This is a genomic window from Phycisphaerae bacterium (assembly GCA_018003015.1).
GTDB lineage: Bacteria > Planctomycetota > Phycisphaerae > UBA1845 > PWPN01 > JAGNEZ01.
Genome location: JAGNEZ010000011.1, coordinates 37579 through 53725 on the forward strand (window position 1 = coordinate 37579; position 16147 = coordinate 53725).

The 16147-nt window shown below is 63.6% G+C and carries 11 protein-coding genes; 9 read left to right on the top strand and 2 right to left on the bottom strand.

Annotated elements, in window-relative coordinates; genetic code table 11:
- Positions 1 to 82: 82 nt before the first annotated feature.
- Both KA354_07105 and KA354_07110 read left to right on the top strand, forming a co-directional pair.
- Positions 83 to 973, top strand: a complete 891-nt coding sequence (locus KA354_07105) for an exosortase/archaeosortase family protein (protein ID MBP7934402.1) — start codon at positions 83 to 85, stop codon at positions 971 to 973.
- Positions 970 to 3249, top strand: coding sequence for a polysaccharide biosynthesis tyrosine autokinase (locus KA354_07110; GenBank protein ID MBP7934403.1), 2280 nt, complete (start codon positions 970 to 972; stop codon positions 3247 to 3249). The genes KA354_07105 and KA354_07110 overlap by 4 nt, the downstream gene beginning before the upstream one ends.
- A gap of 513 nt (positions 3250 to 3762) precedes the next feature.
- Here KA354_07110 and KA354_07115 read toward each other — a convergent pair.
- Entirely contained in the window at positions 3763 to 4830 is a 1068-nt protein-coding gene (locus KA354_07115; protein MBP7934404.1) for a DUF362 domain-containing protein, read from the bottom strand.
- Between the two features lie 84 nt (positions 4831 to 4914).
- On the opposite strand from KA354_07115, the gene KA354_07120 reads away from it, so the two are divergent.
- The 6 genes from KA354_07120 to KA354_07145 all read left to right on the top strand — a co-directional run bounded on the left by KA354_07120 (position 4915) and on the right by KA354_07145 (position 12346).
- The gene (locus KA354_07120; GenBank protein ID MBP7934405.1) at positions 4915 to 6351 is read left to right on the top strand and encodes a UDPGP type 1 family protein; all 1437 of its coding nucleotides are present in this window, start codon (positions 4915 to 4917) and stop codon (positions 6349 to 6351) included.
- Between the two features lie 95 nt (positions 6352 to 6446).
- Positions 6447 to 7316, top strand: a complete 870-nt coding sequence (locus KA354_07125; protein ID MBP7934406.1) for an adenosylcobinamide-GDP ribazoletransferase — start codon at positions 6447 to 6449, stop codon at positions 7314 to 7316.
- A gap of 278 nt (positions 7317 to 7594) precedes the next feature.
- Positions 7595 to 8932: a tetratricopeptide repeat protein gene (locus KA354_07130; protein ID MBP7934407.1), complete on the top strand. Its 1338-nt coding sequence runs from the start codon at positions 7595 to 7597 to the stop codon at positions 8930 to 8932.
- 25 nt (positions 8933 to 8957) lie between these two features.
- Positions 8958 to 9968, top strand: coding sequence for a DNA polymerase III subunit delta (gene holA, locus KA354_07135; GenBank protein MBP7934408.1), 1011 nt, complete (start codon positions 8958 to 8960; stop codon positions 9966 to 9968).
- Positions 9969 to 10069: 101 nt separating this feature from the next.
- On the top strand, positions 10070 to 11485 hold the full coding sequence (locus KA354_07140; protein MBP7934409.1) for a hypothetical protein: 1416 nt from the start codon (positions 10070 to 10072) through the stop codon (positions 11483 to 11485).
- A gap of 84 nt (positions 11486 to 11569) precedes the next feature.
- Entirely contained in the window at positions 11570 to 12346 is a 777-nt protein-coding gene (locus KA354_07145; GenBank protein MBP7934410.1) for an MBL fold metallo-hydrolase, read from the top strand.
- Positions 12347 to 12411: 65 nt separating this feature from the next.
- On the opposite strand, the gene KA354_07150 is transcribed toward KA354_07145, so the two are convergent.
- Entirely contained in the window at positions 12412 to 13854 is a 1443-nt protein-coding gene (locus tag KA354_07150; GenBank protein MBP7934411.1) for a ThuA domain-containing protein, read from the bottom strand.
- A 167-nt stretch (positions 13855 to 14021) separates the two neighbouring features.
- On the opposite strand from KA354_07150, the gene KA354_07155 reads away from it, so the two are divergent.
- Positions 14022 to 16058: an elongation factor G gene (locus KA354_07155; protein MBP7934412.1), complete on the top strand. Its 2037-nt coding sequence runs from the start codon at positions 14022 to 14024 to the stop codon at positions 16056 to 16058.
- Positions 16059 to 16147: the final 89 nt, after the last annotated feature.

Sequence of the window (16147 nt, forward strand, 5' to 3'; positions counted from 1 at the left end):
GCGTATGGTTGAGGCCGCACCACAATCCGTCTTCCCGCCTCGGCGCTCCTCGTTGGCAGGCAAGTCCTGGTGGACGCCGGTGATGAGCGTTCAAGCGGGCCTGCTTGCGGTCGTGTTGATCATCTACTACCGCAACGTCCTGTATAGCCTGGTCTACAAGTGGCAGAACGATGGCGACTGGTCGCACGGCTTTCTGATACCCCTGTTCAGTCTGTATTACCTGTACCTGCAGCGGGATCGGATGCCGCTGGGGCTTGTTGATCGGCGGGTGGCGGCCAGACTGCTGGGAGCGGCCTTTCTGGTGCTTGCCTTCGCCATGTATGTGGGTTGTACACTGGCTCGGATCGATTACCCCAAGAGCGTCTCGCTGGTGCTGAGCATCCTCGGCGTCGTGCTGATGGTCTGCGGCTGGGTGTGGACCCGGTGGAGCTGGTTCGCGATTCTGTTTCTGTTCTTCGCCCTTCCCGTTCCCCAGCGACTCTATGTCCAGTTGACCATGCCCCTGCGCTATATCGCCGCCGACGTCTCGGCGTCCGTGCTCAACGCGGCGCTCCAGGACATGGACGCGGTGTCCAAGGGGGCCCTGGTGGAGTATTCCTACGAGGGCAAGTCCGGTTCGCTGGATATCGAGCAAGCCTGCAGCGGGATCCGTCTGCTCATGACCATGATGGCCCTGGGCGTGGCCATGGCGTTCGTGAGCGATCGTCCTCTCTGGCACCGGCAGGTGATGATCCTGGCCTGCATTCCCATCTCCATATTCTGCAACATCATCCGGGTGACCACGACCGGTTTCATGGTGGTCTTCGGCAGGGATGATCTGGCCCGAGGCTTTCCTCATACGCTGCTCGGGATGGGGATGCTCTTCATCGCGTTCTCTTTGTTTGGCTCGATTTCATATGTTCTCAACCACCTGTTCGTCGAGGATGAAGGTGACGACAGGGGATCGTTCGTCACGGGAGGTTCCTCAGCATGACCACGGTACCGGTCACCACTCAGGATCGGATTCCAATACCCATGAGCGTGCCTGCTCGCCCGGCCCAAGTGCCCATGGCCATGGGCATGAGCCTGCCGGATATCTGGCGGGTGATCAAGCAGCGGTTCTTCTGGCCGATGCTCCCGATCCTGATCATCGTGCCGGGCCTGTTTACCCTGGCAACGTTTTTGCTCCTTCGCGGGGCCACGCTTCCCATCTTGGGCGAGTACCCGAGATTTGAGGCTGCGGGGGTGGTCGGCGTGCAAGTCCCGCGCCTCAAACCGATGGAGTTTGGAGAAGGCCGCGAGACTGTCGATGTCATCAATCGGAGGATCGCTGACGAGATATTTCGCATCAGACAGCCGGATATCCTCTCCAAAGTTCTCGTTACCAGCCAGGTCATGCAAACCGACTGGTACAAGAAAGAGAACGACAAGGACAAGTTGCTGGTGGCCTTGCAGAAGGGCCTGGAAGTCCGCCAGGCCCCGGATGTCAGTGCATTCTACGTGATCTTCGAGACCCGCAAGCCGAGTGACGCCGTGGCCATCGTTGAGCAACTCATGGAAACCTATGAGCGGTTCGCTGCCGACACGTCCAGGACCAAGTACGTTGACGAGAAGACCGGTGTTTTCCTAAAGCAGCAAGCCGATTTGAGGACCGAACTGGGCAAGGTTACGACTGAAATAAAGAATCTCGTCACGCTAGAGGGCAGCGTGGCAGGATTGGCCGAAAACAAGAATCTCGAGAGCGAGAAGCTCAGGGGCCTGCTGCTCGAGTCCGCTCGTGCCGAGTCGGATAAGGCTTTGGTCAAGGCCCAGTGGGATTTCCTCCGCGGCGTCGATCCTTCCCAGCTCGAGCCTACCCCCGAGGTGATGGCCGCCCTGGACAGTGATCCCCAGATCTTCCAACTCAAACAAGCGCTCATCTTCGGCAGGCAGGAGCTGGACGAGCTCTTGAGGCGACTGGGCCCGAACCACAAGTCGGTGTTGGCCCGGGTCGCGCAGCTCACGTCTCTTGAGAGGGAAGTGGAGGTACTGATTGCCCAGAGGCAGAAGCAGGGTCTCGAGCTTCAGTCTCGTCAGGCCGAGAGAGCCTATAATGCCGCTTTCCAGACGGCTCTCGCACTTCAGGAGCAGATCCTGGAGGAAAGAGCCAAAGCCAAGGATGCTGACAAGATCCTTCTGGAGTACCAACGGCTGCTTGATCAGCAGAGAGCTCTGGAAGAGGAGCTCGCCAAGCTGAACGAGCACATCAACCAGCTCGATCTGATCATCGAGAATGAGGACCAGCGAGCGAAGGTGAACATCCTTCAGAGGCCGAGGGAAGCCAAGAAGCCCAGTTCGCCGAAGTACCTGGTCAACGTACCGGTGGGGGTCCTGCTTGGCATCCTGCTGAGTTTCGGCGTGGCCATGCTGCTCGAGCTCATGGACACCTCGGTGCGGACCAGCCGTGACGTCTCCCGGCATGCCCACATCCCCATCCTCGGGACGATCCCCGATCTGGACTTCGAGGAGATCCCCATCGAGACCATCGAGCTCGCCGTCCATGCCGCCCCGCGTTCGATGATCGCGGAGGCGTTCCGGACGGTCCGGGCCAATCTCACCCTCACTGCGCCCGCGGAGCGCCAGAGGTCCATCCTGGTTACCAGTGCTCAGCCGGGGGAGGGGAAGACCACGGTGGCCGTGAATCTGGCCATTGCCATTGCCCAGAACAATCGCCGGGTGCTGCTCATTGATGCCAATTTCCACCGCCCGGCGCTGCGGCAGTTTTTCGCCAATATTCCCACCGAGGGTTTGAGCAACGTGCTCATTGGCCAATCGAAGCTGGCCGATGTGGTCGTCAAGACGAACCTGCCGAACCTGGACGTGGTGGGGAGTGGCCCCATCCCGCCCAATCCGTCCGAGCTGATGACCAGCACGTACATGCGGCAGTTGCTGTCCCAGGCCACCGACACGTACGACCAGGTGGTTTTCGACGGCCCGCCCGCCCTGCTGGTCAGTGACGCGATGGTCCTGGCCGGTTCGCTGGACGGCGTCATCCTCGTGTGCCGGGCGAACAGTACCTCCCGCGGGGTGCTCCTGCGGGCCAGGGAGCAGTTCGAGCGCGCCGGCATCCGCATCTTCGGCGGAGTGCTGAACGGAGCCAGCGGGTTCCGGGGGGGCTACTTCCGCGAGCAGATCCGCAGCTACTATGAGTACCAGCCGGCGGCGGAGCATCTCGCCGGCCCGACTCCCAAGGCCCTGCCGGGCGAATCCAAGGGGCCTCAGAAGCTATAGCTTCTCTAAGGAGTTTCTGGGACACGATTCGAACGGGCCGGCCCGGTCGTCGACCAATGACGTGGCCGGCCCGTCGCGTTGTGCTGCTATCCGGCAGCGGGTGGACCGTCTGTCGGCTCCAGGCCGATCACCCCGGGGAAGGAGAGCGGAGGCACGAGGCCAAAGAAGAAGGCCGACGCCCACCCCGTGTGCTTGCGTCGGCCTTCTCATGTTCAAGTGAGGATCCGGGCTCGCCGTGACCCGGACCCTCCAAGCCAGGCTGTCCGCTCCTCTGAGCGGAAGACCTACAGCCTCTACGAGTGTATCGAATCCCTGGGCGGGGGCCTTTAGGTTCAGGGTGGTGGTTGGCCTGGGTCTGGTCTTCGCAGCGTCCTATCGGACGCTCCGGTCGCTTATCGGGCGGAGCGAGGGGCGGGGCGCCGCCGGTTCGGTCCGCAACGTATGGGAGCGGTGCCGCCGCTCGTGTTCGACTTCGCCGCACGGGGGGGATATCACCGGCCCATGGGGGCACGATCAGGACGGCCGAATGCGAGTGATGTAGTCCTGGTCATCGGTGCCCAGGCCGCGTTCGGCCGCGGCTCGTATGTGGGCGACGCGACCCAGGAAGTCGCCGATGGGTCGGAGTCTGGCCTGGAGCCGGCGCTCGTTGATGATGTCGACGCTCATCTGGTCCGCTGCCACGGGGTCCTTGCTGACGAGGACTCCCGTGTGCGGCCACATTCCTTCCGGGCGAGCTTCCGGGCCCTTGTCGAACACACCTCGCAAGCCGTTGACGATGTGCAGGCGGAGTTTGGGCAGGATCTCGGCAAGGGAGATGATGTCCGCGATGTGGGGTGCCCCGCCGTCGCGGAGGTAGAGGGTCTGCCTGCGAACAAACGGGATGGAGGCGTTGAGCAGACAACCGCTGATTCCGCAGAGATTGTGGCTCTTCAGGAAGGGCACGTTGATGATCGCGGTGACCTGGTCGAGAACCGCCGCCAGTCGTTCCCTGTCGTTGCCCAGCGGCGTCTCGGTGGTCCGCCAGCCGAAGCGACGCGGTTGGGTGCCGAACTTCTTCACCAGCAGGTTGGGCACGTCGATCAGGACGATGCGCTTCCGCTCAACGCCCGCGGTTTCGAGAGACTGGATCAACTGTCCGGCAAACAGCTCGGTTGTTCCCAGTTCCTCCTGGCCAACCTCATCGAACTTGATGCCGACCACGTCTTCCGGGCGGAGCAGGCTCCGCCATGCGCTGGCGGAGGAGTCCTGGCCGGTGGCCAGGCAGACGCCTATCCGGATCATGTCGGCCAGGGCGGGCTCGTGGATCTTGTGCTGGGAGATGATCATCGGGTTGATCAGGTCGGCGACGATTGACTTGCTGACCGGTCCGGAGGGCTTGGCGGTTGCCCGGGTTGTGGCGGGCGGATCGACCACCGGAGCGGGTGAGGTGCCGGTCGGCTGTGAGGCCGGCCGTGACTGGCCGATCACCCTCGTCTGAACCGCCAACAGGGCCAGGCTTGCGCCCCCCGCTCGGCGGAGGAATAGTCGGCGAGTGGATCTGCCGCGGGCGGGCTGATCGAGAGGAGGGCTGGGCATCATCATTACGCTTTATCGGCTCTCAGGCCGGGGGACGATGAGATCCCCTGCGGCGTTGTCGAGCTCAAGCCCTTCCGCTAGTATTGGGGGATGTCAGAATCGAATACCGACCGGCTTGCCCGCTTGCGTGCCATCCTGCGGCAACACCGGCAGGACCACCTGCTCGCCCACTGGGAAACCCTCAGCGACGACCAGCGGACCACCCTGCTCGACGACATTGAGCAGATCAACTTCCGGGCCCTCGACGAGCTGATCGAGACCCAGGTCCGGCAAGGTCACCCGTTTCCGATCCCGAGGGATATCCAGCCGGCCCCCTTCTATCCCTATGAGCCGGGGATCGATCGGGTGGCCAAGTATGCCGACGCGGTCAAGAAGGGCATTGGCCTGATTCGCAAGAACAAGGTCGCGGCCTTCACCGTGGCCGGCGGACAGGGGACCCGCCTGGGTTTCGACGGTCCCAAGGGGGCCTTCAAGATCTCGCCTGTCAAGGACAAGCCCCTGTTTCAGCTCTTTGCCGAGCACATCCGGGGGACCAATCTCCGCTATGGGGCCGATCTGTCCTGGTACATCATGACCAGTCCCCAGAATGATGCGGCGACCCGGGCCTTCTTCGCCGAGAACGGCTACTTCGGTCTCAAGAGCGAACGGGTGCGGTTCTTTCAGCAGGGAGTGATGCCCGCGTTCGCACGCGACGGACGGATTCTGCTCGACCAGAGGCACCGGATCGCGTTCTCGGCCGATGGGCATGGTGGGTGCCTCCTGGCGATGCGGCGGTCGGGGGCCCTCGCCGAGATGGCCGCCGCCGGCGTCGAGGCGATCAGCTACATCCAGGTCGACAACCCGCTGGTTCGGCTGATCGACCCGTTGTTCATCGGCTTGCACGCGCTGACGGGTTCGCAGATGTCCAGCAAGACCATTCCCAAGGTGGATGACCTCGAGCGGGTCGGCAACTTCGTGCTCGGCGACGGGCGGACCATGGTGATCGAGTACTCCGACCTTCCCGAGAAGCTGGCTCGAGCTCGCGACGACAAGGGCCATCGGCTGTTTGATGCCGGCAGCATCGCCATCCATGCCCTCGACCGGGGATTCGTCGAGCAGCTCACCACGGACGAAGCTCATTTCGCCTTGCCGTGGCACCGGGCGTTCAAGAAGGTCGCGCATGTCGATGACACCGGCCGGCGGATCGAGCCGCGCGAACCGAACGCGATCAAACTGGAGGCGTTCATCTTCGACGCAATTCCACACGCGGCCAAGCCGCTGATTCTCCAGACCTCGCGGGCCGAGGAGTTCAGCCCGGTCAAGAACGCGACCGGCGTGGACAGCGAGGCAACAGCCAGACGAGACATGAACCGCCGGGCCGCCGCGTGGCTGCACGCCGCCGGTTTCGAGGTTCCTTTCAGGAACGGCGGCGAGCCCGATGGTCTGTTCGAAATCAGTCCGCTCCTGGCCCTGGACGCCGGCCATCTCCGCGAGGTCCTTACCGAGCCGCCCAGGCTGACGCGTGGTGCCGCGAACTACCTTGAGTGACGGTTGCCTTCAGCGTGCGGGGTCGTTCCAGCAACTGCCGCCGTCTGGCTCTCAGTTGCCATACCCGCCCTGCTGCGTCTATTCTGCTTGTCGTCATGGCCGACCAGGCATCACCAAGCAAGACAGGCGGCAGACCGGCGATCAGTCTGGCGGCGCTCTTCCTCCTGCCCGTCAGTCCGCGGCTCCACGAAGGCGATGACAATTGGGCCCGCGCCGGTCGATGGCTGCCCCTGTGGGGGCTGGTGACCGGGATCCTGTACGTCGGCGTGTTCGGCATCACGTGGCGCTACTTCGGCGAATACCATGGGATTCGCTGGATTCCGGCCGCCGCAGTGTTGGCCGTCGACCTGGGCTTGCTGGGTTACCGGCTCCTGTCCGGTTCGGTTCGATTGGTGACCGGGCAGACCGATGAGGATCATCGCTCGCTGGCCCTGACCCTGCCGGCCGTCCTGCCGGTTGTGCTGGTGGCGATCCTCAAGTTCGCCCTGCTGGTTTCCCTGCGGCGCGGGCACTGGCAGAGTGCACCGGCCGGAGCTTGGCAGTGGGACAGCATCTTCGGTCACCTGGGCTTCCTCTACCCCCAACCCATCTATCGTCCGCTTGTGCTCATGCCTCTCTGGGGTCGTTGGGCGATGAGTCTTGCCTTGTCGATCGGCCGGCCCGCGCCGAACGCTTCCGGGCGGCTCAAGAACATGGCCAACCGTTCCTCGCTCCCGGTGATCTTCGGTCAATGGCTGCTCTGCGCCCTGCTGACCGTCGTCTACTGCAGCGGGAGTGGCGAGCACGTCGCTCGAAGCATCATCATTGCCTTGAACCTGCTCATGATCGCGTACTTGGCCAGCTTCGCCCTCTCGCGGAAGGAGAACGGACAGACCGAGAGCACGGTGACGACTATTGGTCTGGTCGGGGAACTCACCTTTCTGGGCTTGTATGCGAGCCTCTCCAGTGCTATCTACTGGTACTAACGAAGGTTAACGCTGGGACGGAACTCCGTCGCGGATGGTGACTCCTCTTCAGGCTTGGCAGGTTTACTTCCGATAAAGAGGCTCCGACGTCGGAGGATGACCGGCGATGGCTCGTATCAGGCCCGCGGGGCCAGGGAGGCAGGATGCCACCTTTGGGGTCATGCCACAGGATGACAGCCCGGCCGTGGGGTCGTTATGCCAACGCACGTCTGAGCTGCGGTTTCCAATCCAAGGTTGTCCGGAGACGGTCGTGTTGGCTTCGTTTTGCCGAGACGTGGGTGTTCCTCTTCACCGCTGCGGCATCGGCAGTCGGGACGCACGCACAATCACAAACCCTTGTCCAGGAAGAAGTTGCAGCGAGTCAGCCGGCGGGGGCGGCCTGTGCCCCGGCAGCCCCGGTCCTGATCCGATCCCAGACGGTCGATCTGGACTATCGTGCCAACGGCGCCGGGCCGGCGACGGAGGTCGAGCTCTGGTACACGCGCGATCGAGCCCTGACTTGGCAGCGGTACGGTACGGATCACGATCGGCAGAGTCCTCTTGAGTTCACCGCTCCGGCCGAGGGTCTGTACGGCTTCTTCCTGATCCTCAAGCAAGGTGAGCGGGCATCTGCGGAGCCCCCGCTGCCCGGTCAGGTTCCCCAACGGTGGGCGTTTGTTGACTACACACCGCCTCTGGTCCAGTGGATTGGCGTGGAGCCGAACGATGACTTCGCCAACCGGCGAAGCCTGCAGCTCCGGTGGACCGCCCACGACAACCATCTCGCCAACCGTCCCGTTTCGCTCGATTATCAGTGCTCTGTGGATCAGCAATGGCAGGTTATCGAGCGCGATCTGCCCAACAACGGGCGTTATGATTGGACCGTGCCCGCCACCGCGACCGCGCAGATCGCCTTGCGGTTGACGGTTCGCGATCGGGGGGGGCACGTGGTCGAGAGGCTGCTCGGTCCCATGCCGGTGTCGAAGTGGCAGTCCCTTCCAGGCACGCAGCCCGCAGTCGCGTCGGTCGGTACCCAGCCTGGTGGTCCGACAAGCCGCCCGGCCCTGCCTGTCGGATTCCTTGACGACAAGAAGCTCGTGACCGGTGCGGGTGTGGGCTCGGTGGAGAAGCGGCGGGCCGAGGCGCTCTACAAGCAAGGCAGCTGGCACTTGGTTCGTGGGCAGTATGCCCTGGCCACCGAGCGGTTTCGCGAGGCCCTGGAGGCCGACCCCGCCATGGTGGTGGCCATGAACGACCTGGCCGGCATTTACTACCTGCAGAAGGACTACGGCAAGGCGATCGAGCTGTACGACGGGGCCTTGAAGGTCGAGCGGCGTGATCCTCAGGCGCTCCGCGGGGCGGCACTGGCCTATGTGGCCATGCGACAGTATCCTAAGTCGCGGGACATGCTGAGGCAGTTAGTGTCCGCTAACCGTGGCGACGCCGAGGCGTTGCTGGATTTGGGGGACGTGATGTTCATGATGGGCGATCGCGACGAAGCCCGGCAGCACTGGAATCGGGCGGCCACGGCGGATGCCAAGGCGGTTGAGATCATCCGTAAAGCCAAGCAGAGACTGCAGTTGTACGGATCCGCCTCGTCGACGGAGCGGCCGGCGGTGGCCTCGAAGGAGCGATAGACTTCCAAGGATTGTACCGACGACCATGCCTGTCCGATCATCCAGTCCACCCAAGCCCTCGTGCCCCGTCTGTGCGGTTTGTGGTCCCGAGCCATTTCTCAAGCGGCAGGCGATCGCGGATCTGGCCAACAGGATTCTCGGCAATGCCGACCGGGCCCTGGCCCTGACCGAGTATGACGGCAGCTGTGCGTTGTTGGCCGATGTGCTCGACGATCTGAGGACGCTGCCGTTCCTGAGCGACCGGCGACTGGTCGTGGTCCGCGACGCCGATGATTTCATCACCCGTTACCGGGCCGAGCTGGAGGAATACGCCGCCCAGCCGAGCGCGACGGGTTCGCTTCTGCTCGAGTGCAAGTCTTTGCCAGCAAATACCCGTTTATACAAGCGGATTGTGGCCGTCGGCGAGGTCGTGAAGTGCGAGGAGATGAAGGTCTGGCAGGTTCGCCAGTGGTTGCCCGAGCGTTGTCGCGAGATCCACGGCAAGCAACTTGACCCGCGGGCGGCGGCTCTGCTGCTCGATCAGATTGGTCCGGAGCTTGGGCTGCTGGACAACGAACTCGAGAAACTGGCGGTGTACACTGGCGAGCGCAAAGTCATCAACCACGTCGATGTCGAGGCCCTCTCCGGTCGTTCGCGGGAGGAGGAGATCTGGGATCTTCTCTCCTCGATCTCCTCGGGCCACCAGGCCCGGGCCATCACGCTGTGGGAGCAGGTGTGGCAAACGGACAAGGCGGCGCCTCATCGCGCGATTGGCGGGCTGGCCTATGGTGTCCGTCGGCTGCTCAATGCCAAGCGGGCCCAGGAAGCCGGCGCGTCCATGGAGGATCTGCGCAAGGCCATGATGATCTGGAAGGACGACCAGCGGCTGCGGGCTGAACTGGCTGCATTCACCACCGAGCAGATCGAGTTGATGCTCTGTCGTCTTCTGGAGGCCGATGTCGCGGCGAAGAGCGGAGGGGCGAGCGTGCAGTCGTCAATTGAGGCCTTGATCGTCGAAATGTGCGGCCGACGAGGCTCACGCCGAGCGACGGGCTAGGCCTCCTTGTGGGATGCGGACGCGGGCAGGATGCCCGCACACTCCACGTACCGGGCACACGGCCCATGACTCGCGGAATGGAAACCGCGGGAGGTGCGATCATGACGGAACGGACTACTCTCTCTCTGGCAGTCATGTCCTTGGCGAGCCTGCTGGTTACGGGATGCGCCCTGTTGGGCACCCCGTCCAAGCGAGATGCCACTCCGGAGCCGATCTCCGCGCCCCAGGATGAGCCCTCGCCGAACGAGAAGCGGCTGTCACCGGCTCGGTATGCCGAGTCCGAGTCGCAAGCAGACGAACAGGATTCCCAGGTGGCCAAGCTCACGGAGAAGATCCAGAAGTTCAGCGCTCGCTTCCCAGTGACGGATCTGGATCGTTCGTCAGCCGGAGACCTGGAGAATCAACCGTCTGCTCCGTCCGCCGCCGCTTTGCCGGCAACCCGGCCGGCACCGGTTCATCGAGCGGCGTCGGGCAAGGCCAGGGCTCGCACGGTCACAGCGCCGCCTCCGGATCCGATGGCCGCACCCGATCCTATGGTGGTCGAAGGCACCAAGCCGGCGATCAGTCCCGCGGCCAGTCCCACGTCGCGGCCGTCCGTCGAGACAGAGGTGGCGTCAGACGCGATAGTTCCCAATCGACCGGCCAGCGCCGAAGCGACCGCGAGCCCGAAACCCCAGAAGGTCGATGCCCCTCCGCCGACCGCGCTGGCCTCCGGATTACGCGTCGAGATCATGGACATTCGGCCGGGAGCGGTCTCGCCGCCTGTGTCCGAACACGGCCAGCCCTCGGCCAACCGACCAACGCCCGCTCCGGACAGCGGGATACGGACAGCGGACATTTCCTCCTTGATCACCCGGCTGGAGGAGATCGTTCGCAAGAGTCCCCAGCACCTCGATGATCAGCTTCGATTGCGCATGCTGTACGTGGCCACGGGGCAGACCGACAAGGCCACCGCCTTGGTCAAGAATGTGGACCCGATGCAGGGCGAGATTCTGACTGCCCTGTTCAAGGCCGTTGCCGCCACACAGGAAGTCCTGAAGGACCCCACCGCCGGCGCGGCCTCCGCGTTGGCTGCCGCCAACGAGTTGAATCGGCTCGTGGGCGAACAGTCCCCGATCGTCATCCCCAAGCTCGCCCTGGTGACCCGGGTGGACAGCTTCGGCAACTATCAGGCAGTCAACCCGCCCGTGTTTCCTGCCGGGCACCCGGTTCATGTCTATCTCTACGCGGAGGTCGCCAACTTCCGTTCGCAACCGAGTGCCGATGGTCGACTTCGCACCCTGCTTGGAGCCAAGATCGAGGTGTTCGACCACCTCGGCAAAATCATCTGGCAGCGCGGCTTCCCGCAAATCGAGGACCGGGCCTTGAGTCCAAGACGCGACTTCTTTGTGCCCTTGGAGGTCAAGCTTCCGCCGGACACGCCTCCCGGTGGATACGTCGTCAAGGTCACCATCGAGGACAAGCTTGGTGCCACCACTGACCAGCAGCGGTTGTCTTTCACGATCGGAAGCCCTTGACCTGTTCCCGTGCGTCGGCTGGGAGATCGATCGTCGCGGCAGACCATGACATCCGCTGTCCTGCGGGATAGACTGGTCGGTTGAATGACACCTAAGCGCGTTGTCATGCTGGGTACCGGGACGTCGCACGGCATCCCCATGATCGCCTGCCATTGCCCGGTCTGCAGTTCGCCCGACCGGCGCGACCGGCGCACCCGTTCGAGTATCCTGGTCGAAGTCGGCGGCCGATCGATCCTCATCGACACAACGCCCGAGCTTCGCCTGCAATGTCTGGCGAACAGCGTGCGGCGGGTGGATGCGGTGCTCTACACGCATCATCACGCCGACCACGTGATCGGTCTTGACGACCTCCGCAGGTTCAATGCCCTGCAGAACGGCTCATTGACCTGCTACGGCAACGAGCACACGCTGAGCGTGCTCCGGCGGATGTTCCCTTACGCCTTTCACCACAATCCTGACTATCCGAGCGCAAAGCCGCAACTCGACCAGCAGGTCATTGAAGGGCCGTTCGAGGTGCTTGGCGTGCCGGTGACACCGGTGCTGCTCCTGCACGGACAGTTGCCCGTCCTCGGCTTTCGGTTCGGCCGGTTCGCCTACTGCACGGACGTGAGCTGTATTCCGAACGACTCGCGGGTGATGTTGGATGGTCTCGACGTCCTCGTGCTCGACGGCCTGCGCCGACGTCCCCATCCAACGCACTTCAATCTCGAGCAGGCGATCGAGGCCGCTCGGCTGATCGGGGCCAGGCAGACCTGGTTCACCCATATTGCCCACGAACTCATGCACGAGTCGACCAATGCGGATCTGCCGCGGGGCATGGCTCTGGCTCACGACGAGCAAGTGATTCAGTTCACGGGCTAGCGGGGGACAGTGTTTCCGCCGCGGTCGTGGCCTGGCCTGGGCTCCGCTGACAGTTCGCGGCGGTGTCAATCACCCGTCACCAGCCGAGGGGTGGCCGCGGTTTCTGCCGTGTGGTCACTGTCCTCGTGGTTGTTTCTGGAGAAACCTTCCTGATGACAGGAGCCCACCGAGGGGGAGCTTCTGGCGTTCATCGTCTCTGGGCGGGACTCCATCGCCTCCCGGCACCTGACATTGCGAAGGCGCAATTCCGATCCCGGGCCATCGCAGAGCGACCAGCTGAGGGATGCCGGTCCGGCAAGGTCCTTCGAGCCGACGGGAAGCCGGCCAGCAGGCAGCCCATCAATCCACAGGCGCGTCGTCTTGTCACTGACGCGTACCTGGGCCACGTGCCAGCCGTCGGGCCACAGCGTCTTGGCCGCCTCGGCCGGCAAGCCGTCGTTGAGGGGCAGGCTGACGACGGGGGTGGTCGTCGCTCGAGTGCGATGGCCGAGGTGGAGCGATACCCGCCCCTTGACCGGCATGAATTCGAACCGCAGTTCGGAAGGGCTGGCCGAGGTGAAGCCTACCAGGCGTGATTCTTCGCTGGTTTCATGGAGCCGGCCCACGAACTCGCCGCTGCCCAGCGACCAGCCGTGACCGGCATTCCTCGGACGGTCACCATCGAATAGCAGGGTGAAACCTGCTTTGCGCTCACCGAGAGTCAACTGATTGAGTCGTTCCTCGACCAGTCGTCCCGTCCATCGAATCGCATTGTGAGTCACGGTCACGAAATCCTGGCGGTCGCGGACTACGGGTTCATGGCCGAAGGTGAGCACGAACACTCGTCCTTGGCCGACCTGTCGCGTCCAAGCCACAGGTTCGAAGGATTGCCGGCCGGGCAATGCCGTCGCGGTACGGATCAGGAGCCGGGCGTCGGGCGTCAGGGCGGCCGCGACACAGCGTGGTTCCGCCACTTCCCAGAAGGTGCCGAGATTGAAGGTTGCCGGGTGCCTGGGGTCGAGCACAGCCAGCAGAGCCGGTCCGGCCTGACCGGGCGGGCTGGTGGTCGCTCCGATGAGCGCGTGCCAGTCGGGGTCGTTTCCGAAAGCGGCGGATGAGCCGCCCAGGGCGACGAGGCCAGCCCCGTGGTGCACGGCGCGGGTCAAGACTCGCGGACCGCTGGGCCACGGGGAGGGTCCTGGTCGGAGGTCGAGGAGTACGGCATTGTAGCCGTCGATCTTATCGGGCTTGAAGTTCTCTGGGTGTGCGGTGACGTCGATGACCATGTCGCCACGGTCCATCAGCTGGTCGGCCAGTCGGAATGCCGAGGTGTTCAGGAGTTGCGTCCGGGCGGGCGTCTTGAGGTGGCGCCATTCCTGCCAAGGCCAGGGTTCCGGGCGGGCCCTCTCGCGAGCGCTGTCGGTCACCATGAGTACGCGGAAACGGGGTGGCGGCGGGGGCGCACAGCCCGTGGCCGCCAAGAGCATGGCCAAGGTGACGAGAGACACTGGATAGCAGTGAAGATGCATGGGGCCTCGACGTCTGACGGGGACTTCCTCCAGCCTTGTGGCTTCTGCGAAACTCAATACAATAACGAGATTCAGCAGTCGACGCGAGGTGGCAGCCACGCCCCGGCGGCGATACCGGCCCCAGAGGCCGTCTTGATCGGATCAGAACGTCAATTGTGGAGGAATGCATGGCTAGCTACAGTACCGCGGACATCCGGAATATCGCCCTTGTGGGACATCAATCAGCCGGGAAAACGTCACTCGGTGACGCCATCCTCCACGTGACCGGAGTCACCAACCGCCTCGGCGACGTCAACGCCAAATCCAGCCACCTGGACTACATGGACGAGGAGAAGACCCGCGGATGTTCCATCGATTCCTCCCTGCTGCATGTGGCCGTCAAGGGCAAGCAGATCAACGTGGTGGACACCCCGGGCGCACCCGATTTCGCCGGGCCGGCGATTGGCGCTCTGGCGGGCGTTGAGACGGCGATCTGTGTTGTCTCGGCCACGGCGGGCGTGGAAGTGAATACCCGCCGCATGATGGAGCGAGCCAAGAGTTACGGTCTCGGGCGGGTCATCGTCATCAACAAGATTGATGCCAACCTGGACCTCGCTGATTTGATCAGTGGTATGCAGGAGATGTTTGGCCAGGAGTGCCAGCCATTCAACTTGCCGAGCAACAAGGGCTCGGCCCTGGTGGACTGCTTCGCCCATACCGAGGGCAAGACCGACACGGGCGAGGTGGGGGGCGCTCACACGGCTTTGATCGAGCGGATCGTCGAGGCCGACGAAGCGGTGATGGAGGAGTACCTCGAGAAGGGCGAGATCGAGATGAGCAAGCTGACCGGTGTGGTTGGCAAGGCCATTGCCGCCGGATCGCTCGTGCCCATCCTGTTCACCAACGCCAAGGGTGAGGTCGGCGTGCGCGAGTTGCTCGATTTTGTGGCCGACTACTGCCCGTCGCCCCTGACCGGCAAGCAGCGTGTTTTGGCCAGTGGCGACAAGCAGACTCCGGTCAAACCCGAGCCTGACGGTGAGTTTGTCGGCCATGTGTTCAAGGTCTTCGCCGACCCGAAGAGCAACATCAAGTACTCGGTCTGCCGCATTCACGCCGGGACCATCCGCTCGGACTCGTCCGTACACGTTGGTGGCGAGCGGAAGGCTCAGCGCCCCGGCCAGCTCTACAAGCTGCAGGGCGTCGATCACCCGGAGATTCCGGAGGGTATTCCCGGCGACATCATCGCCATCGCCAAGATTGACGCCAGGCTGGGCGACGTGCTCCACGTCGGCGAGGGTGGCACGATCGAGATGCCCCGCTTCCCGCACCCGATGTACTCCCTGGCCATTGAGCCCAAGAGCCGCGGCGACGCCGACAAGGTGAGCGGTGCCCTGGCCCGGTTTACCGATGAGGATCCGTGCTTCATTGCCGAGCGCGATCCGGGCACGGGGGAACTGGTCATTCGCGGAAACGGGGACCTGCACCTGCGATCGATCCTCTCGCGGATGGTTCAGTACTTCAAGCTGGAAGTTGACACCAAGGTTCCCAAGATTCCCTACCGCGAGACCATCCTCGGCTCGGTCAAGGACATCGACTACACCCACAAGAAGCAGACCGGCGGGGCCGGCCAGTTCGGCAAAGTGGTTATCGCGTTGGAGCCGAACGAGCGCGGCAAGGGCTACGAGTTCATCGATGACATTTTTGGCGGGGCCATCGATCTGTCCTTCCGGCCGAGCGTCGACAAGGGTGTGCAGGCCCAGATGAAAGAAGGCGTGCTCGCCGGTTACCCGGTGGTCGACGTCAAGGTGCGGCTGACTGACGGCAAGACTCACCCGGTGGACAGTAAGGACATTGCCTTCCAGATTGCCGGGCGTGAGTCCTTCAAGAAGGCGTTCATGCTCTGCAAGCCGGTGCTGCTGGAGCCGATCGTGCATCTGGAAGTGACCGTGCCCAATGACAAGGTGGGCGACATTCAGGGCGACCTGGCGTCGCGTCGCGGGCGGCCCGAGGGCCAGGAGATGCTTCCTGGCGGTTTGAGCGTGATTTCCGGTCGCGTGCCGCTTTCGGAGATGTCCGATTACCACTCCCGGCTGTCGAGCATCACCGGCGGACAGGGCAGCTATGCGATGGAGCTTTCCCACTACGAGGTCGTGCCGGGCAACGTTCAGCAGCAGATTATTGAAGCGGCCAAGAAGGCCCGCGAGGAGCAGAAGGCGGCCCACTGAGTCCATCGGCCTGGGTGGCCGCCGCATTCCCTGTTTTGTGTGCCGGTCTGGGGCTCGAGGGTCCTGGGGCCACGTGTGCGCGGACGGCC